Origin of the sequence: Spiroplasma endosymbiont of Acasis viretata (genome assembly GCF_964031275.1) — a bacterium.
Classification (GTDB): domain Bacteria; phylum Bacillota_I; class Bacilli_A; order Mycoplasmatales; family VBWQ01; genus Spiroplasma_E; species Spiroplasma_E ixodetis_A.
In genome coordinates this window covers 945,860-966,508 of sequence record NZ_OZ035019.1, presented here as the reverse complement: position 1 = coordinate 966,508, position 20,649 = coordinate 945,860, and the positions used below count along the sequence as shown (strand labels likewise).

The 20,649-nt window shown below is 27.7% G+C and carries 16 protein-coding genes and 3 rRNA genes; 17 read left to right on the top strand and 2 right to left on the bottom strand.

What is annotated here, in order from left to right; all coding sequences use genetic code 4:
• Nucleotides 1–224 precede the first annotated feature (224 nt).
• The 15 genes from AAHM96_RS05320 (at nt 225) to AAHM96_RS05260 (ending at nt 15,783) form a co-directional block, all read left to right on the top strand.
• Nucleotides 225–947 (top strand): RsmE family RNA methyltransferase, encoded by a 723-nt coding sequence (locus AAHM96_RS05320; protein ID WP_342272871.1) that lies wholly within the window; start codon nt 225–227, stop codon nt 945–947.
• An 11-nt stretch (nt 948–958) separates the two neighbouring features.
• The gene (locus AAHM96_RS05315; protein WP_342272870.1) at nt 959–1,942 is read left to right on the top strand and encodes a Gfo/Idh/MocA family oxidoreductase; all 984 of its coding nucleotides are present in this window, start codon (nt 959–961) and stop codon (nt 1,940–1,942) included.
• A complete protein-coding gene (deoC, locus tag AAHM96_RS05310; RefSeq protein WP_281747882.1) occupies nt 1,932–2,609 on the top strand; it encodes a deoxyribose-phosphate aldolase in 678 nt (225 codons plus the stop codon). Before AAHM96_RS05315 ends, deoC begins: the two co-directional genes overlap by 11 nt.
• Nucleotides 2,610–2,820: 211 nt before the next feature.
• Nucleotides 2,821–3,610 (top strand): IS5 family transposase gene (locus AAHM96_RS05305; protein WP_425288742.1). Its coding sequence is split into 2 segments (ribosomal slippage): nt 2,821–3,081 and nt 3,083–3,610, totalling 789 coding nucleotides; the frame shifts between segments, so codons are not numbered across the junction.
• 147 nt (nt 3,611–3,757) lie between these two features.
• Nucleotides 3,758–4,669, top strand: a complete 912-nt coding sequence (locus AAHM96_RS05300) for a DUF3800 domain-containing protein (protein WP_342272868.1) — start codon at nt 3,758–3,760, stop codon at nt 4,667–4,669.
• 136 nt (nt 4,670–4,805) lie between these two features.
• Entirely contained in the window at nt 4,806–5,198 is a 393-nt protein-coding gene (locus tag AAHM96_RS08545; RefSeq protein ID WP_342272745.1) for a transposase family protein, read from the top strand.
• A 2-nt stretch (nt 5,199–5,200) separates the two neighbouring features.
• Nucleotides 5,201–5,623, top strand: coding sequence for a transposase family protein (locus AAHM96_RS08540; protein ID WP_425288784.1), 423 nt, complete (start codon nt 5,201–5,203; stop codon nt 5,621–5,623).
• A gap of 177 nt (nt 5,624–5,800) precedes the next feature.
• Complete coding sequence (rpmF, locus tag AAHM96_RS05290) at nt 5,801–6,010, top strand: 50S ribosomal protein L32 (RefSeq protein ID WP_281747878.1); 210 nt, start codon at nt 5,801–5,803, stop codon at nt 6,008–6,010.
• Between the two features lie 170 nt (nt 6,011–6,180).
• Nucleotides 6,181–9,201, top strand: a complete 3,021-nt coding sequence (locus AAHM96_RS05285; RefSeq protein WP_342272867.1) for a DEAD/DEAH box helicase family protein — start codon at nt 6,181–6,183, stop codon at nt 9,199–9,201.
• Between the two features lie 67 nt (nt 9,202–9,268).
• Nucleotides 9,269–9,661, top strand: coding sequence for a transposase family protein (locus tag AAHM96_RS08535; RefSeq protein ID WP_342272766.1), 393 nt, complete (start codon nt 9,269–9,271; stop codon nt 9,659–9,661).
• A gap of 2 nt (nt 9,662–9,663) precedes the next feature.
• Nucleotides 9,664–10,086: a transposase family protein gene (locus AAHM96_RS08530; RefSeq protein WP_342273670.1), complete on the top strand. Its 423-nt coding sequence runs from the start codon at nt 9,664–9,666 to the stop codon at nt 10,084–10,086.
• Between the two features lie 265 nt (nt 10,087–10,351).
• Nucleotides 10,352–11,873, top strand: a 16S ribosomal RNA gene (locus tag AAHM96_RS05275).
• A gap of 191 nt (nt 11,874–12,064) precedes the next feature.
• A 23S ribosomal RNA gene (locus AAHM96_RS05270) occupies nt 12,065–15,002 on the top strand.
• A gap of 82 nt (nt 15,003–15,084) precedes the next feature.
• A 5S ribosomal RNA gene (gene rrf / locus AAHM96_RS05265) occupies nt 15,085–15,191 on the top strand.
• The 16S, 23S and 5S rRNA genes sit together here, the layout of an rRNA operon.
• Before the next feature lie 103 nt (nt 15,192–15,294).
• Complete coding sequence (locus tag AAHM96_RS05260; protein ID WP_342272866.1) at nt 15,295–15,783, top strand: hypothetical protein; 489 nt, start codon at nt 15,295–15,297, stop codon at nt 15,781–15,783.
• Between the two features lie 62 nt (nt 15,784–15,845).
• Here AAHM96_RS05260 and AAHM96_RS05255 read toward each other — a convergent pair whose 3' ends face one another.
• A complete protein-coding gene (locus AAHM96_RS05255; protein WP_342272865.1) occupies nt 15,846–16,643 on the bottom strand; it encodes a Pr6Pr family membrane protein in 798 nt (265 codons plus the stop codon).
• Nucleotides 16,644–17,081: 438 nt separating this feature from the next.
• Here AAHM96_RS05255 and AAHM96_RS05250 point away from each other — a divergent pair, with 438 nt between their 5' ends.
• Complete coding sequence (locus AAHM96_RS05250; RefSeq protein WP_342272864.1) at nt 17,082–18,707, top strand: hypothetical protein; 1,626 nt, start codon at nt 17,082–17,084, stop codon at nt 18,705–18,707.
• 427 nt (nt 18,708–19,134) lie between these two features.
• Here the strand turns inward: AAHM96_RS05250 and AAHM96_RS05245 are convergent, their stop codons facing one another.
• On the bottom strand, nt 19,135–19,938 hold the full coding sequence (locus tag AAHM96_RS05245; RefSeq protein ID WP_342272863.1) for a hypothetical protein: 804 nt from the start codon (nt 19,936–19,938) through the stop codon (nt 19,135–19,137).
• A gap of 122 nt (nt 19,939–20,060) precedes the next feature.
• Between AAHM96_RS05245 and tsaB the strand changes: the two genes are divergently transcribed.
• Complete coding sequence (gene tsaB, locus AAHM96_RS05240; RefSeq protein WP_342272862.1) at nt 20,061–20,642, top strand: tRNA (adenosine(37)-N6)-threonylcarbamoyltransferase complex dimerization subunit type 1 TsaB; 582 nt, start codon at nt 20,061–20,063, stop codon at nt 20,640–20,642.
• Nucleotides 20,643–20,649: the final 7 nt, after the last annotated feature.

Sequence of the window (20,649 nt, the reverse complement as noted above, 5' to 3'; positions counted from 1 at the left end):
GTCCAGTAATTAAGGGCCAACCACCCATTCTAAATTTCTAAAACCACCAATTTTACAAATTAAAATTTAGAATTTTATATCAAAAATGGTCCAGTAATTAAGGGCCAACGACCAGTTTCATGATAAAAGAAAAAAGAAATTTTATATTTTATAAATTAAAGATGATAGTTAAAACTTGTTAATTTGAGTTTTACCTTATGTTATAATCAAATTAGAGGTGGACTATGGAATGCTACTTTACTAACCATAAAACTAATAATATTTTAATATTGGATGAAGAAGATAGTAAACATCTAATTAAAGTATTACGTCATAAAATTAATGATGAAATAGTTATTATTCATCAAGAACAAAAATATTTAACAAAAATTATTGAAATTACATCAGTTATTAAATGCGAAATTATAAAAACAGTGCCAAATAGTAATTCAGAATTAAGATGTAAAATCACATTAGTAATATCTTTATTAAAAGAACAAAAATTTGATTTAGTCATTCAAAAAGCAGTAGAATTGGGAGTTTATCAAATTGTGCCATTGCAGTTAAAACGATGTGTTAGTGTTTTAACAAGAACAAAAGCAGAACAGAAAGTTTTACGTTGACAAAATATTGCAAAAGCTGCTGCCAAACAATCAAATCGCAATTTAATTCCGATTGTTACACCCGTTGTTTTTGATTTAAAACAATTAGAGCGATATCGGTCTCATCTTAATTTGGTTGCATATGAAAATTCATTAGAAACTAGTTGAATTAGTCAAATAAATAATAAATTATCATCAATAACAATTATAGTTGGACCCGAAGGAGGAATCACTAAAGAAGAAATTGCAACTTTAACACAACTTAATTTTAGTAATATTAGTTTAGGAAAATTAATTTTACGTGCTGAAACTGCACCTTTATTTTTAATGTCAATCATTAATTATGAAACAAGTTTAAAAAGTTAGAGGAGTACAAGATGATTAGAATTGGTATTATTGGAACTGGAAAAATTGTTCAAAGATTTATAAAGCAAGCGTTAACTAATAAAAAAGTTAAAATAACTTGTATATATTCAAGAAGTTTAGATAAAGCAGAAACATGATCAAAAAAATATAATATTGCCCATAGTACTGATGATTTAAATAAAATGATAGAACATATTGATGCTATTTATATTGCTTCACCAAATCGTTTGCATTACAAACAAAGTAAATTATTTTTAAAAAATAATATTCATGTTTTGGTAGAAAAAACTATTACTTTTACAGTTGAAGAAGTTAAAAACCTAATTTCTTTAGCAAGAAGTAAAAAAATAATTTTATTAGAAGCTTATGTTACTGTTCATTTACCTATTTTTTCTAAATTAAAAAAATTAGTGCATGAAATAAATCCAGAAGTAGTTAACCTTAATTTTAATCGTATTTCTTCAAGAATGCCATCAGTTGAAAAAGGAATATATGATTCTGTTTTTGATAAAGATTTTGGTAAAGGTTCAACTTATGATAGTTTAGTATATTCATTACAATTAGTATTGTATTTATTAGGTAAAGTAAAAACAGTTAAAGCGATGGCAATTAAATTACCTAATGGTGTTAATTTAAGTAATCATGTTATTTTGAAGCATGAAAATGGAACTATTACTACTATTACTTGTAGTAAAGGAGTAACCTCTTATGCACAAAGTGAATTTATAGGTCATAATAGTAGTCTTGTTTTATCACAAGTTCATCCATTAAGTAGAATTAAGGTTTATACTAAAAACGGAATAAAAGAAATCGCAGATAATACCAATGAAGAAAGTTTAATGACATATGAATTAAATGACTTTGTAAAAATGATTAAAAATAAAGATTATTTAAGTCGAGATTATTGATTAAATCATAGTTTAATGAATCTTGAAGTTATTGAAGCAATTATTAAAAGTGAAAATGAATTAGGAGTTGAAGTTTATGAAAAGTAATATTAATTTAAATGAATATATTGATCATACATTATTAAAACCAGAAGCAACATTATCAATGATTGATACATTATGTAAAGAAGCTAAAACTTATTATTTTAAAGCAGTTTGTATTAATCCATTTTATGTTAATCGTGCTGTTACTTTATTAAAAAATAGTAATGTTAAAGTATGTACAGTGGTTGGTTTTCCATTGGGTGCCAATACTACACAAACTAAAGTAGCAGAAACAATTAATGCGATTAAAGATGGTGCTCAAGAAATTGACGTTGTTATTAACATTGGGGCACTAAAGGATAATGATCAAAAACTTGTATTGCAAGATCTACAAGCAGTTCGTAATGCATGTCCGTCAAATATTATTTTAAAAGTAATAATTGAGTGTAGTTTATTAACAACAGAACAAAAAATTATTGCTTGTCAGTTAGTAACTAAAGTAAAAGCAGATTTTATTAAAACTTCAACTGGTTTTGCTAATGGTGGTGCAACGGTTGCTGATATTAAATTAATGAAAGCAAATATTGGTCCTCATGTTGCAATTAAAGCTTCTGGTGGTATTAAAAATGAAGATGATGCAATGGCGATGATTAATGCTGGTGCTACTAGAATTGGTACTAGTAATGGTGTTGCTATTATTTCAGGGCATGAAGCTAAGGGTGGTTATTAAATAGATTAAATAGATATATTGATAATTATAATAAATAAAAAAAAGAAATTAAGATATTTAAAAATATTAATTATATGTAAAAAATAAAAGTTACCTAGGTAACTTTTATTAATAAAAAATCCCTAATTAAAGGGATTTTGCCTAAGAACCTGTTTAAAATCTTTTAGAGAATAGGATAAAATGATTATATATTTTAAAATAAGAGGTATATATGTGTAAAAATTATCCTAGTAATGTTAGCAAAGAGCAATTTGAAAATATAAAATCAATTTTAGAAAATACTAAAAAGAGAACTAAACCAAGAAGTTTAGATTTATATGAAGTATTTTGTGCAGTTTTATATGTATTAAAAAGTGGTTGCCAGTGAAGAATGTTACCAAAAAATTTTCCAAAATGACAAATTGTATATTATTATTTTCAAGCTTGAAGTAAAAATAATGATAAAGAACCTAGTGTATTACAATTAGTTTTAAAAAAAATTAGTCAAGGCATTTCGTATCAATAATGGTAGAAAAGAACAAACTAGTTTTTGTATAATTGATTCACAAAGTGTTAAAAATACAGATACTACTAAAAATAAAGGTTATGATGCTGGTAAAAAGATTTCAGGAATAAAGCGTCATATTGCTGTTGATTCTCAAGGTTTACCACATGCAATTTACATAACCACAGCAGAAAAAACAGATCGTAATAGTGCTATAATAATGATTGAAAATGAAAAAGAGAATCTTTCTGCAGTTCAAAAAATACTAGTAGATGCTGGTTATACTGGTGAAAAATTTGCTTCTAAAATTAAAACAATTATAAATGCAAATGTTGAAGTTGTAAAACATAATGAACTACATTCTTTTGTAGTATTACCAAAAAGATGAGTTGTAGAACGAAGTTTTGCATGATTAGAAAAATGCAGAAGATTATGAAAAAATTGTGAAAAAAAATTAAATACTAGCTTACAAATGGTTGTTCTTGCCTTTATTTCAATTTTATTGAAAAGATTTTAAACAGGTTCTAAGAAACCACGTACTTAACATACGCTTAGTAATCAAGTGGTACACGGTTTATCTTAAAGGACTTTATTATATTTTACTATACTTTTATATATGATTCAAGTATAATAAATTTGATAACTTATGAAAGTGTAGTATATAATGGTATTTATAATATTAGATGAATCCGGGACTTTATCAATAAATAATAGACATAAATATTTTGTCATAGCAGGCTATATATGTAAAGATATAAGAAAAGTAAAATTTATATATAACAAAGTAAAAAATAATTTAAAAGAAAGTTTAAAAAATAAAATTGAAATAAAAGCTACAGATTTAAATGTTACAGAAAAAGCAATTTTTATAAATCAATTATTAACCTTAAATGATGTTAAATTAATAGGAATTTATATTAATGCAAAAAATCCAAAACTTTTAAAAAATATAAAACATATTGCAGATAAATATAATTTTTTAACTAAAGTTATGTTAAATAAAATTTTTGAAAATATTAAAGAATATTTTGAAGATGAAAGTGAAATTAATTTTAGGATTGATGAAAGACAAGATAAAGGATTATTTCCAAATGGTTTAGAACAATATTTAAAACAAAATTGAAAACTATGTAATATTAATGAAAATATAAAATTAAATGTAAAATATTTAGATTCTAAAACAAATTTAGATATTCAAATGGCAGATTATATTGCTAATATAATTTTTGTAAAAAAAAATTATCCTGAACATTCACAACCTATAAATTTTATTAATGACTGGGAATTAAATAATAAACTAATATGAGATTATGAAGATTATCATAATAAAAAAATAATTGAAAAAGATGAAGTAAAAACAACAAAGAATACACATGTTACACATGTAAATCTAGTAAATGTTAAAAAAATAGATAAAATTAAAGAGTTTAAAAAAGTAAATAATAATGTTTTGATAGAAAATATATATCAAAAGGTGAATTTTTGAACATTAACGCACTATAAAAATGGAAGAATATTAATTCAAGGTAAAGAAATTATTGAATTAATAAAAATTTTAGAAATAGAAAATTTTTAGAAAAAATTGTTTAAAATGGTAATTTTTTATAGTAAAAAATAAGCAGTTTCTCATAATTACATTCTATAGACTTGGTGCAAAACCTTTAATTTTAATAATTTAACGGTTATTATTAATATCAAAGGTGATAATTATTATGTTAAAAAAATACAAAGATGAACAAGAATTTTATAGTTTAGTGGGAATAAAACTACAAACATTTCAAAAAATGGTTGAAATTTTAAAAAAAGCTGAAGCAATTAAAAAAGCAGTTGGTGGTAAACCTAATAAATTATCAATAGAAAATCGTTTATTAATGACATTAGAATACTGAAAAGAGTATAGTAGTTATAGAGTTATTGCAAAAAGATATAATATTAGTCATACTAGCTGCATTCGTAATATTTTTTGAATTGAAAATACTTTAATAAAAAGTGGAATTTTTAATTTATCTGGCAAAAAAGATTTAATCAAAAATAAAGGAATCAATAATACTTTACTAGCTATTGATGCTACTGAAACTCCAATTGAAAGAATTAAAAAAAACTAAAATTACTTTTTTCGGGTAAAAACAAACATCATACTATTAAATCGCAAATAATTATTGATATTTTAAATAAAAAAATTATTTCAACCGCTTTTTGTTTTGGAAGCATTCATGATTTTAAATTACTTTTAAAATCTAAAACTTTTATTCATCTAGAAAAACAAGTTTTTGTTGATTCAGGTTATCAAGGAATACAAAATATTCATAAAAATACATTTTTGCCATTTAAAAAAAGTAAATACAATAAATTAATACCAATTCAAAAAGAATACAATAAAACTTTAAGCAAAATTAGAATTAAAATTGAACACGTATTTGCTAAACTAAAACGTTTTAAAATTTTAACTTTAAAATATCGCAATAAAATACGAAGATTTGCATTAAGATTTAATTTAATAGCAGGAATATATAATTTTGAATTACCTTAGTTTTGCACCAAGTCTTATTTTTAAATATTTCACCAATCTTTTTATCATTCCAAATAAAATATTTGATTTATTAGTATTTTATTTCCAAAAATTTGAAAAACTTATCAAAAAAAAATAGATTTTTCTGATAAATCAATATATAATTTATGAGATACGAAAGTAAGGAGGCAACAGACTATGGCAGTACCAGCAAGAAGAACGTCAAAAATGCGTAAAAATACACGTCGTGCCCATGATAGTTTATCTGCAACAACTACAACTAACTGTTTAAATTGTGGAGCAATTACTAAACCACATCATGCCTGTATGAAATGCAAGACATACAAAGGTGTAAGTATTACTAATCCATTACAAGCAGAAAAAACATCATCAACAGAAAAAAAATAAAATATGAATATATCTTATCTTAGATTACCTTCCTCATTATTTATTTAAAATATTATTTTAAATATTAGAGGTTTTTTACTTTACAAAATTATTTTATAATAGTTAATAATATATTAAAATATAGATTATAATTTATTAAAATAGACACTATTTATTAGGAAGTGTAGAGTATGAAAAATAAGGGTTATTATGATTTATTATTAAAGATTAGTGATGATATTAGCAATAACTTCCAAATATCACATATTAATGATGAAAAACAATTAATTAAAGACATTGATCATTATTTAGTTAAACAACTAAATAATACTTTAATTGAAAAATTAAAAACGATTAAATCACCAGAAGCAAAAATTGATTTTTTAAATCAAATCATAAGTAATTTTACTACTAATAAATTTAGTAATAACATTTTATTACAAGTAAATGATAATATCATAGATAATCCTTTAACTTCTAATATTAGATTAAGTGATAATTATCTATTTACTAATGAAAACCAACAAGTATTAATTAATCATTTAAATCAGGAAATTAGAACTTGTGATGAAGTATACTTCATTTATCCTTTTATATCAAATTCAATTATTAATAAGTTACGTTCATCATTTACTTACGCTTTAAATCATAATATTACTATTAATTTTATTACTACTACTTTTGATGATATGGCTTTATTTGTTAATTTATATGCATTAGTTAAAATAATAAAAAAGTATCCTAATATTAAAGTTAAAGTTGAAAATAATTTAGAAAAACGTAGTGAAAGAATTCATATTAAAGCTGCTATCTTTAAACGAAATTCAGGTTTTTCTTCAGCAATAATTGGTTCATCAAATTTAACGCAAAAAGGTTTAGCTAGTGGTCGTGAATGAAATATTAAAATTAATGAATTTGATAATAAGCAACTATATCAAAACATTTTAAATCAGTATTATAAATTATGAAATGATAATTTAGTTGATTTAAATGATGAACAACAACGATTACAATTACTATCACGAATTGAATATAATCGATTGCTTGTAAATAAAAAAGATGAACAATGATTAGCAACTAATTATTTTCTTTATGATTTTCAAATTGCCTTAATTAATAAATTAAAGTTAAGAAGAAAACTTAAAAAAACAAAACATTTAATTGTCATGGCAACAGGTGTTGGTAAAACAGTAGTATCTGCTTTTGACTATTTAAATCAAATCAAAGAAAATAATAATCAAAAACCTTCAATTTTATTTTTAGCACATCAAAGAGAAATTATTGAACAAGCAATTATTACTTTTCGAAAAGTAATAAATGATAAAAAATTTGCAACTATTTTAAATAGTAAACAAAATAATTTTCAAGAACAATATTTATTTGCAACAGTACAAACTGTACATAGACATCTAAATAAGTTTAAACGTCAACAATTTGATATTATTATTTTTGATGAAGCTCATCATTTGGCTGCCAAAACTTTTCAGACAATTTTAAATTATTTTTATCCTAAACAAATTATTGGTTTAACAGCAACACCAGAACGAGAAGATAATAAAAACATTATTAATTATTTTGATAATGAGTTTGCACATGAATTACGATTGTGAGATGCAATTAATGAAAAACTTTTATCACCATTTGATTATTATTGTATTGATGACATTACTGCTGATTTAACTGGTATTGATTTAAATAATGATCAACAATTATTTAAAAAATTAAATACTGAAGCAAGAAATAAGTTATTATTAGATGTAATTAATGACTATATTGGATTTTATAGTAATCGGATTTGTTTAATTTTTTGTATTAACATTACTCATGCACAAATTGTTGCTAGATTTTTGCAAAATCAGGGCTTAAAAGCAGATTTTTTAACAAGTAAAAATCAAACTAATCGTAGTAAAATAATTAATGATTTTAAAAATAGAATTATTAATTATTTATGTGTAGTAAATATTTTTAATGAGGGAATTGATATTCCTGAAATTGATACTATTATTTTATTACGACCAACTAATTCAAAAACAGTATATTTACAGCAATTAGGAAGAGGATTGAGAAAAACAGAAACTAAACATTGTTTAGAGGTTTATGATTTAATTGCTAATATTGATAAAAAATATGACATAACCATTGGTATTAAAAATCTTTCTAACTCACATATTATAAATATTAATAAACAATTAACTAATAGTTTTAATTTACCTTATGGATGTACTATTACTTTAGAACCAAGAAGTCAAAACGTCATTTTAACTAATTTAAAGCAATGATATCAATCACGAAAAAAAATTTATTTGGTAATTCAATCATATTATCAACTTTATAATGATAATGCTATTTTTAAAATATTAATTGATTATGATTTGACAATTCAAGAATTTTATAATTTTTTAAATGATTTTTATTTACGAATAGCAAAAAAAATAAAAAATTATCAAACCCATGATAATGATACTAATCGTAATCAAAATATCTTAAAACAATTCTTATTTTTAAATGATTATCAAATAGTTAATTATTTTTATTTAAGATTAAGTCAAGAATTAGATACTGAATTAATTAATTATCATTATGACAATTTATTAATAGCATCATTATTATATGAGGTTACAAGTAATAAAGTATTTAATCATATTTTTCCAAATTTTAATGAAATACCATGTTTAGTTACAAATTTCATTGAAAATAACAAATTGGTTGTTAATGAACTAAAAATTATTCTTAAATATAAACTAGATTATGAAACATTGTTACTTAATGAACATTTTAATCAAGATTATCCTTTATTATCTTATCATTCAACATTTACTGTGCATCAGGCACTATGTACAATTAATCGTGTTAATTTTAATAAAAAACTTGGACCTTTAAAAATTATTGCCTTTCAAGCGGGTCATTTGACATTTAATGAAAATAAATCAGTAATTTTTGCAGATATTGATGGAACAAATTATGGTAAATTAACTAGTTATAATAAATTAACAAAAGAATATTACTGATCAATACCAGAAAATAAAACGATTAATTCAAAATTAGTGAAAGATTTACAAAATAATAATATTGAAAAAATATTATTTTTAAATAATGATTGTAATAAAAAATTTAAAAATCTTGCTTTAAAGTTGTATGACTTTATTGGTATTGGTCAATATCAATTAACAATTAAGAGTGATTATATTACTATTAAATTTTTAGTAGAATAGACTTGGTGCAAAACCTTTAATTTTAATAATTTAACGGTTATTATTAATATCAAAGGTGATAATTATTATGTTAAAAAAATACAAAGATGAACAAGAATTTTATAGTTTAGTGGGAATAAAACTACAAACATTTCAAAAAATGGTTGAAATTTTAAAAAAAGCTGAAGCAATTAAAAAAGCAGTTGGTGGTAAACCTAATAAATTATCAATAGAAAATCGTTTATTAATGACATTAGAATACTGAAAAGAGTATAGTAGTTATAGAGTTATTGCAAAAAGATATAATATTAGTCATACTAGCTGCATTCGTAATATTTTTTGAATTGAAAATACTTTAATAAAAAGTGGAATTTTTAATTTATCTGGCAAAAAAGATTTAATCAAAAATAAAGGAATCAATAATAATTTACTAGCTATTGATGCTACTGAAACTCCAATTGAAAGAATTAAAAAAAACTAAAATTACTTTTTTCGGGTAAAAACAAACATCATACTCTTAAATCGCAAATAATTATTGATATTTTAAATGGAAAAATTATTTCAACCGCTTTTTGTTTTGGAAGCATTCATGATTTTAAATTACTTTTAAAATCTAAAACTTTTATTCATCCAGAAAAACAAGTTTTTGTTGATTCAGGTTATCAAGGAATACAAAATATTCATAAAAATACATTTTTGCCATTTAAAAAAAGTAAATACAATAAATTAATACCAATTCAAAAAGAATACAATAAAACTTTAAGCAAAATTAGAATTAAAATTGAACACGTATTTGCTAAACTAAAACGTTTTAAAATTTTAACTTTAAAATATCGCAATAAAATACGAAGATTTGCATTAAGATTTAATTTAATAGCAGAAATATATAATTTTGAATTACCTTAGTTTTGCACCAAGTCTAATAAATAATATTTTATTTTTTTAATTTTATAAAAAATTTTAATGATTTTAATTTTAAAAAAATAATGTTTTTTTATGATAATTAGGTTGACAATAATTATGGCATGTTGTAAAATTATTATTGTCCCAAAAATAAATGGGTTACAAACTAGAAAAAACGATCTTTGAAAACTAAATAGAACAAGAATTAATCCGTCAATTTTTTATTAAAAATTAAATAAGTCAGACATCATCTTTTAACAAAAACAATTTTATTGAGAGTTTGATCCTGGCTCAGGATTAACGCTGGCGGCATGCCTAATACATGCAAGTCGAACGAAAGTAGCAATACTTTAGTGGCGAACGGGTGAGTAACACGTATCTAACCTACCATTTAGTGGGGAATAACTGTTGGAAACGACAGCTAATACCGCATATGTTATTTATTTGCAATGATAAATAATGAAAGGAGCATTTGCTTCGCTAATTGATGGGGATGCGGCGCATTAACTAGTTGGTAAGGTAATGGCTTACCAAGGTAACGATGCGTAGCCGATCTGAGAGGATGAACGGCCACATTGGGACTGAGACACGGCCCAAACTTCTACGGAAGGCAGCAGTAGGGAATTTTTCACAATGGGCGAAAGCCTGATGGAGCAATGCCGCGTGACTGATGAAGGTCTTCGGATTGTAAAGGTCTGTTGTAAAGGAAGAAGTGCTAGAATAGGAAATGATTTTAGTATCGACCATACCTTACCAGAAAGCCACGGCTAACTATGTGCCAGCAGCCGCGGTAATACATAGGTGGCAAGCGTTATCCGGATTTATTGGGCGTAAAGCGTGCGTAGACGGTTTTGCAAGTCTGAGGTTAAATTTAGGGGCTCAACCCCTAACCGCCTTGGAAACTACATTACTAGAGTATAGGAGAGGTTAGTGGAATTTCATGTGTAGCGGTGGAATGCGTAGATATATGAAGGAACACCAGTGGCGAAGGCGGCTAACTGGCCTATTACTGACGTTGTGGCACGAAAGCGTGGGGAGCAAATAGGATTAGATACCCTAGTAGTCCACGCCGTAAACGATGAGTACTAAGTGTTGCCATGAGGCAGTGCTGTAGCTAACGCATTAAGTACTCCGCCTGAGTAGTATGCTCGCAAGAGTGAAACTCAAAGGAATTGACGGGGACCCGCACAAGCGGTGGAGCATGTGGTTTAATTCGAAGCAACGCGAAGAACCTTACCAGGTCTTGACATACCTTGCGAAGCTATAGAGATATAGTAGAGGTTAACAAGGATACAGGTGGTGCATGGTTGTCGTCAGTTCGTGTCGTGAGATGTTTGGTTAAGTTCAGCAACGAACGCAACCCTTGTCCTTAGTTGCCAGCATTAAGTTGGGGACTCTAAGGAGACTGCTAGTGTAAGCTAGAGGAAGGTGGGGACGACGTCAAATCATCATGCCCCTTATGACCTGGGCTACACACGTGCTACAATGGCTGATACAAAGAGTCGCTAAACCGCGAGGTCAAGCAAATCTCAAAAAGTCAGTCTCAGTCCGGATTGAAGTTTGCAACTCGACTTCATGAAGTCGGAATCGCTAGTAATCGCGAATCAGCAATGTCGCGGTGAATACGTTCTCGGGTCTTGTACACACCGCCCGTCAAACCACGAGAGTTGGCAATGCCAGAAGTCGGTGTCCTAACCGCAAGGAGGGAGCTGCCAAAGGCAGGGTTGATGATTGGGGTTAAGTCGTAACAAGGTATCCCTACCGGAAGGTGGGGATGGATCACCTCCTTTCTATGGAGTTTAGTTTGTAATAAGAAACCAAGACAACAAGAAAAATTAGATGGATGATTTATTGGATTACTTCTTTTGTTCTGTTTAGTTTTCAGGGATTGTTTTCTCTGAACAATTGTTCTTTAAAAACTGGATAATAGACATCTTTTAAAAAAATAAGATAATTTTTATCTTGCAATAGGATATTCTAAAAATAAATTATTAAGAGCGTATGGTGGATGCCTTGGAATTGGAAGACGATGAAGGACGCGATTACCTGCGATAAGCTTCGGGGAGCTGGAAATAAGCTTTGATCCGGAGATGTCCGAATGGGGAAACCCACTATCTTTAATCAGATAGTACTGTACAATGAATTCATAGTTGTGCAGAGTGATACCTAGAGAATTGAAACATCTTAGTACCTAGAGGAAAAGAAAGCGAATGCGATTCCCTTAGTAGCGGCGAGCGAAAAGGGAGCAGCCTAAACCAGTCGTCAGAATGGGGTTATAGGACTGTCTATTAGGTTCGACCTATGAAGAGTTACAAAATTTATATATAGCAGAAGTTGTTGGGAAGCAACGCCATAGATGGTGAAAGCCCAGTATGCGAAATGTATAAATCTCTTGACAGTATCCTGAGTACGGCGAGGCACGTGAAACCTTGTCGGAATTTGCGCAGACCACTGCGTAAGGCTAAATACTAACCAATTACCGATAGTGAACCAGTACCGTGAGGGAAAGGTGAAAAGTACCCCGAGAGGGGAGTGAAATAGTTTCTGAAACCATATGCTTACAACAAGTCGGAGCCCGTTAATGGGTGACGGCGTGCCTTTTGTAGAATGAGCCGGCGAGTTACGATTACATGCAAGGTTAAGTTGAAAAGACGGAGCCGAAGTGAAAGCGAGCCTGAATAGGGCGTTTAGTATGTGGTCGTAGACCCGAAACTAGGTGATCTAGCCATGAGCAGGTTGAAGTTAATGTAACAGTTAATGGAGGACCGAACCAACGTTCGTTGAAAAGACCGTGGATGACTTGTGGCTAGCGGTGAAATTCCAATCGAACCTAGAGATAGCTGGTTCTCCCCGATATAGTTTTAGGACTAGCGTCAGAATTAGTGCAATGGAGGTAAAGCTCTGAATGTATGATGGCCCCACCTCGGGGTACTGAATGCAATTAAACTGCGAATGCCATTGTTACATATCTGGCAGTCAGTCTATGGGTGATAAGGTCCATGGACGTGAGGGAAACAGCCCAGATCATCAGCTAAGGTCCCCAAATCAATGCTAAGTGGAAAACGATGTGGAATTGTTCAGACAGCTAGGAGGTTGGCTTAGAAGCAGCCATCCTTTAAAGAGTGCGTAACAGCTCACTAGTCGAATGATTCTGCGCGGAAAATGTACCGGGGCTAAGCATTGTACCGAAGCTATGGGTCTATATATATGTTTACATATATTGTGGGCGGTAGGGGAGCGTTCTAATCTGCGACGAAGTTAGACCGGAAGGACTAGTGGAGCGTTTAGAAGTGAGAATGCCGGCGTGAGTAACGATTGAAGGTGAGAATCCTTCATGCCGATTGACCAAGGTTTCCTGGGCTAGGTTCGTCCAACCAGGGTTAGTCAGGACCTAAGGCGAGGCCGAAAGGCGTAGTCGATGGATAACAGGTTGATATTCCTGTACCACCATGGTGACTGATGGAATGACGGAGAAGGCTAAAATGTCCCAGTGGTTGGTAGTGCTGGGCTAAGTACAAAGAGGGTTGTGTAGGCAAATCCGCACAGCGTTAACCTTGAATTACGATGGGGAGTGAACGGTTCGCTTAGTAACGAAGCATTTGATGCCATACTTCCAAGAAAAGTTTCTAAAGACATCACCATGGTGCCTGTACCGAGAACGGACACACGTGGTCAAGGAGAATATCCTAAGGCAAGCGAGATAACTATAGCTAAGGAACTCTGCAAAATAACCCCGTAAGTTAGCGAGAAGGGGAGCTCATAGCAATATGAGTCGCAGTGAAGAGGTCCGGGCGACTGTTTAGCAAAAACACAGCTCTCTGCTAAGTCGTAAGACGATGTATAGGGGGTGACGCCTGCCCAGTGCTGGAAGGTTAAAGAGATTTGTTAGCGTAAGCGAAGCTTTGAACTGAAGCCCCAGTGAACGGCGGCCGTAACTATAACGGTCCTAAGGTAGCGAAATTCCTTGTCAGGTAAGTTCTGACCCGCACGAAAGGCGTAACGATCCGGACGCTGTCTCGGCTATAGACTCGGTGAAATCTTAGTACCTGTGAAGATGCAGGTTACCCGCGATTAGACGGAAAGACCCCGTGGAGCTTTACTACAACTTGATATTGAATTTTGGTGTAGTTTGTACAGCATAGGTGGGAGACGTTGATATGCAGACGCTAGTAGGCATGGAGTCACCATTGGGATACCACCCTTGCTATATTGAAATTCTAACTTGAGACCATAATCTGGTCTAAGGACAGTGTCTGGTGGGTAGTTTGACTGGGGCGGTCGCCTCCTAAAAAGTAACGGAGGCGCCCAAAGGTACCCTCAATATGAATGGAAATCATATGTAGAGCGCAAAGGTAAAAGGGTGCTTGACTGCGAGACATACAAGTCGAGCAGGAACGAAAGTTGGGCTTAGTGATCCGGCGGTGCTGTGTGGAAAGGCCGTCGCTCAACGGATAAAAGTTACCCCGGGGATAACAGGCTAATCTCTCCCAATAGTTCATATAGACGGGGAGGTTTGGCACCTCGATGTCGGCTCATCGCATCCTGGAGGTGTAGTCGCTTCCAAGGGTTGGGCTGTTCGCCCATTAAAGCGGTACGCGAGCTGGGTTCAGAACGTCGTGAGACAGTTTGGTCCCTATCTGTCGTGGGCGCAAGAAATTTGAGGAAAGCTGTTCCTAGTACGAGAGGACCGGAATGGACCTACCTCTGGTGCACCAGTTGTCACGCCAGTGGCACAGCTGGGTAGCTATGTAGGGCATGAATAAGCGCTGAAAGCATCTAAGCGCGAAGTCAGTTCCAAGATGAGATTTCTCATTCGAAAGAAGTAAGATCCCTTGAATACTACAAGGTTGATAGGTCAGGTGTGTAAGCATAGTGATATGTTCAGCTTACTGATACTAATAGATCGAGGATTTATTGAAGAATATATTCTCTATTGCAAATCAAAAGTAATCAAATTTAAAGATGTCTGTTTCTAGTTTTTAGGGAGCAATTGCTAAACTATTTGGTGTCCATGGCGGAGTGGTCACACCTGTTCCCATTTCGAACACAGCAGTTAAGCACTTCAGCGGCGAAAATACCAGCAATGGGAAAATAGCACGATGCCAAATTTTTTTGTTTGTGTTAGTATTTAATTTAAAATTTAAATTTTTTTTTATGTTAAGATTGAGAGTATTAAAATGTAAAAAAGATTTTAAGAAAAAAGGAGAAAAAATGGATAAGGTTGAAAAGAAATTAGATAAAAAATTATATATTGGAGCTAAAATTGGATTCATAACAAATATTATAAATATTATTTGAAGTGTAATTATTACAATTATTTTAGCAACAGCAAGTAGTGTTATTTTTAAAAGTTTTACAAAATATGATCACACTTCATTAACATCAGGAGTTAGTACAATATTTATTGTTGGATTGATTTTTGGACTTTTAATTACTATTGGATTTTCAATTGCAATAATTATTATGTGCAATAATATTTTAAAAGGAAATACTAATAGTGGTTTAGCTGTTGGAATTGTAACTTTGGTTTTAGCAGGTTTTTCTTTAATAGTTATGTTTTCATCAAATTTTAATTTTATTAGTGGTATTAATATTATTTTTTTAGGACTTAATATTGCTTCAGGTGTATTATTAATTATTGGTAAATATCTTCCAGTTACTAATAAACCAGAAGAAGTAGTTTCTATGGTAAATGAATAATTAAAAATATTTAATAAATTGTATAAATAAGGCTTTAGAAATTAAAAGCCTTATTTTATTTTTTATAATTTAAAACCATAAGGATAAGTAATGATTGGAAAATTTGGTTTATCATCATCATGCTTTTTTTTATATTGTATGTTATTAATTCATAAATAAAGGTATTGTAAACCAATACTAATAATTAACAGAAAAATAATAGCAGTAACTAATACTCCTACACCATATTTTTGGTAGTTGAAAAAAAAGTAAGGATAACAAGTATTAATATTTTCTCCTTGTTTAACACGTAGTACACCACGAACCATTACCATTACTACATAAAAACAAGGATAAAATAAAATAAATCACATATAAAGTTTATGATGATTTTTTAGTGAATAAAAATCACGTCCACATGATAAAGCAAAATTTAAAATCATAACAATTGGCATAATTAGATTTAGAATTATTGTTTTAAATCATAAATAAATATCAGTTCCATATTTACTTCTTTCTTGGCTATTACTAATGATACCTATTCAAAATACTAACATTGTAATTGTAATATAAATAGTAATGCTTAATAAAATATAAAAACTTGGTTTTAAATTTTCTTTAAATTTACTTTCAAATAAAAAAGCAAATAAATAAATGAGTACTAAATAATTAGTTTGAGTTGTAAAATAAAAATAATAAATTGCCAATCTTTCAGTTGGTTTATCAACATTAGGAACAATGAAAGCATTGGGATAATTAATAGTAATTATTAAATCAAAAATTAAGAATAAAGAAATAGTAAGTAGACCAAATAAACGTCAAATAAATTTAATAAGATTTCTTTTTTTTAATCGGTATTCACTACTATTTTTTCAATTCATATTTTTTCTCCTATTTATATTAGAATTAAATTTAATTAAATTTTTGATAGGAAATTTAATTTTTTATTATGATTGAATATGCTACTTATTTAGTATATCAAGTTTTTTCTTATCACTATTAATATTTACTAACTGATTATTTAAAACACTTAATAAGTTAAAAAAATTAACTTATTAATTATTTAATCTTGATTTTTTGGTAATAAAGTTTATTATTAATGTTAAGGATATAATTTTATCCTTATAATTTTAATGAATATATAAGTAATTATATAAGTATTAAAATTATATAATTTGATTTAACAAAAAGTTTAATAATTGATTATATATCCTTAGTTTTATTTTATTAAAACTAATATTTTAAGTATTTAATTAAATATACTTAATTTAATATTATAATTATAAACACAAATAATAGGTAAAAAAGGAGTAATCATAATGACAAATTTCTTATCTTTTAGTTTTAAAAAAACTAAAAGTTTTAAAACAATAAGTTTGGCTTTGGCATTATCTCTTACTAGTAGTTTAATGATAGTTACTAATCATCAATCTAATATTAGTACTGTTAATGACAGTAACAAACTTTCTGGGTTTCATATTACTGTTAAGGAAAATAATAAAAATTTAATTAGTGAAGCGAATACTTGAAATTCAATTAATAATAAGTATGAAGATTTTATTAGATTGCATAAAGAAGTAATAACAGAACAATTTAATGATTGATCAGACCTTATTAATAAGGTTAATAATAATTCAAATGATGATATTAGTAAAGAAGTTAATAAGAAATTTAAGGAACAAATCGAAAACAAAGCTAATAATATCTTACCAGATAATGGTATTAAATATTTTACTGATAAAGTTATTGGTCGTAGTGTTGCTAAACAAAGTTTTAATGATATTGCTAGTTTTGGTTATGTTTATGTTGGTTACCATGATAATAGTTTACCAGCACAGATTAACAATGGTATTTTTGCAACGGTAAATCCTAGGGCAGATTTTAATAATTATTTTAGTATTCCTTATATGATTAAACCAAGCGATGATTTTTTAAATAGTCATAAAAGCGTTCAAGATCGGTTAGCAATTTTACCACTTAATAATGGTAATCCCAATGATACTAATCAACCAATGTTAGCTATTTTAGCAAAAAATAAAAATGATAAGAATGAACAATTATTAATAAATGATAAAAATGATGAAGTTTTTGATAATGGTTCAATTAGTTATGCAATATTAAATCATAAACCAGACGATCATTTAAAATCAACTAGTTTTAATGTTAGTGTTAAAGATAGTGGCTATAGTAAAACTATTAAGTTAACAAATAATAGTTCAAATATTCAATTTATTACTATTAGTGATGAAAAAGTTAAAGAAAATCCTGTAATTACACCTCAATATTTAGTTCAAAATAATTCACAAGATAATAAAAATACATTAATAGTTATGAATAAAGCTATTGAGAAAGCTAAAGTAAATATTAGTGATTCACAACAACATTGACTAAAATGAAAAGTTGATTCACAAACTTTACAAAAAGCAAAAAATGATTCAGGAACACCTATTAAAGATGGTGATAATTTAACTCTTAATCAAGGAAGTAATTTTCAAGTTTATTGTATAGGTTTAGATACATCTGACTTACAACGTCAAGCTGCTTCTGAACAATATATTACTGTTTATAGAAGCAATACAAAAATACCTAATTTTCCAAATTGTACTGATTTTTTTGAAAAAACTAATAATTTATTAGCAGGTTTTCAACAATATTTAAATAGTACTACTAATAATAGTATTAAAATTGAAGATTTAAAAAATAATGCTGCTGGTGATTTTTTATCATGATTTATTCAATATCAAGGTGATATTACTAAACAAAATTATGTTAATTATTTACAAAGTAATAATTCAGATCGTCCCTGAGATGTTAATATACCATTAACAACTAAAATGTTAGTTAATAATTGAAATATTATTATCATTTGTGGCTTCATTATTAGTTTTTTAACTATAATTCCAATAGTTGTTGTTATTATTCGTAAAAAGAAATATTTAAAATAAAGTTTATTATTTTTAAGTAGTACTTGTTAAAATGCAATATATTATATAAAAATATAAAATGATAAGTGTAAAAAATGTTATTACTTGTTTTTTCTTTTTAGTGAGTTACAATAAAAATGGCAGTTATAAATATTTAGAAAATATTTAAGTAATGCCGGTTTTAATTTTATATTTGACTTTAAGTCCTTGTATGCTATATATGCTATACAAGGAGTTTTTATATAATTTTAAAATAAAATATATTAAGAAAAAGGAGGGAAAAAATAACAAAATAATATTTAAAAAAATAATACAATTTCAAATTTTACTTTTCACAAATATATATTCCTCCCTACAATTATTTTTCAATATTTTTTAAATAATAAATAATAGTAATAAAGTGTACTAGTTTATAAACTAGTACACTTTATTTATAAATTATTTTACATTAAAAATTTGTATCTCTTAAAGCTGCTATTGGTTTATTATTTTTCTTATAAAGAATATTATTATAAAGAGTAAAAAGTAACATCAAAATTATGTATAAGATTAAAATTGCAAAGATATAAATAAAGAAAGTAGTTAAACTTTTATGAAAATCTAAAAATGGATATGGAAATGAATAATCAATTTCTGTCGTTCCTTTTCTTAAAAAACCAACAAAATTTCCTTTAGCAAGTGCATAACCTAAATATGCAAACATGTAAATAGAAATAATTGGTATTCAAAGATATGTTTGTTTTCCGAGTTTTCAGTAGTATTTACCAGCAGAAAACATAAAATATAAAATCACTATCACTGGTACTATTAAATGTAATAAAAATGTATTTATAAAATTTAATATGCTAATACTATTACTACTATCTAAATTATTTATCATTGGTTTAAATAATACAGCAAAAAATACGATAAGAGTTACGGTAATATAAACAGTAATTGCTAATGAAAATCGCCCAAAAACAAATTGTGCGCGATTGTCATGAAAACGATTTGTTAATACAAAACAAAAGAAAAGAAAAACTAAAAAATTTGATTGAATAGTAAAGGTAGAAATCATTGTTCAAATACCAACTCATGGGCCATCTGGAGTTCATAAATTATGAGGATTAGGTGTTCCAACTGTTATTGGTTTATACTCAATTAAAACTATTGCAAATTGCATTATTAGACCTATAACAGCAATAATTAGCCCAGATCAAAGTAAAAAATCAGAAAATTTACTTTTAAATCCTATATTTTTTCTTATTCCCATATGGATCAACTCACAATTCTATATTTTTTCTATTTTAATTACATTATACATGATATTATAATAAGTATGTAAGATATTAGAAAATTATTAATAGCAACTAAATGAAATAATAAGGTGATGTTATGTATCAATTATATTTAGATACAACAAATAACAAATTAACAGTGGTGATTTTGCAAGGTAATAAAATTTTAGCAAGTTCATCATTTATTGCTTGACAAAAACAAACAGAATTGGCAATTCCAACTATTACTAATTTACTTGTAAAATGTAAAATAAAATTAAAAGATATTTCAAAAGTAGTTATTGCAAATGGTCCTGGCAGTTATACTGGAATTAGAGTAGCAATTACTTTTGTCAAAACACTTAAAGTTTTGAATAGTTTTTTAACGGTTTTTACTATTAATAGTTTATTATTACAGGCAGGATTAATAAAATCAATAAGTGTTTTGTCAGCATACAATAATAAAAGTTATTTGGCAGTATGTGATAATGAAAAAATAATTATTCAGCCGCAATTAGTAGATGAAAATGCTAAAATTGGTATTATTAGTGATTTACTAGATTATAAAATAATTGAAAATTTAGAAAAGTGTAATATTGTGGAAAATTTTCAAAAGTTGTCACCATATTTTATCGAAGTAAAAAACATGGAAGATTTGCAACCATATTATATTAATGATCCATTTTCATCACATAATTAAAAAATAA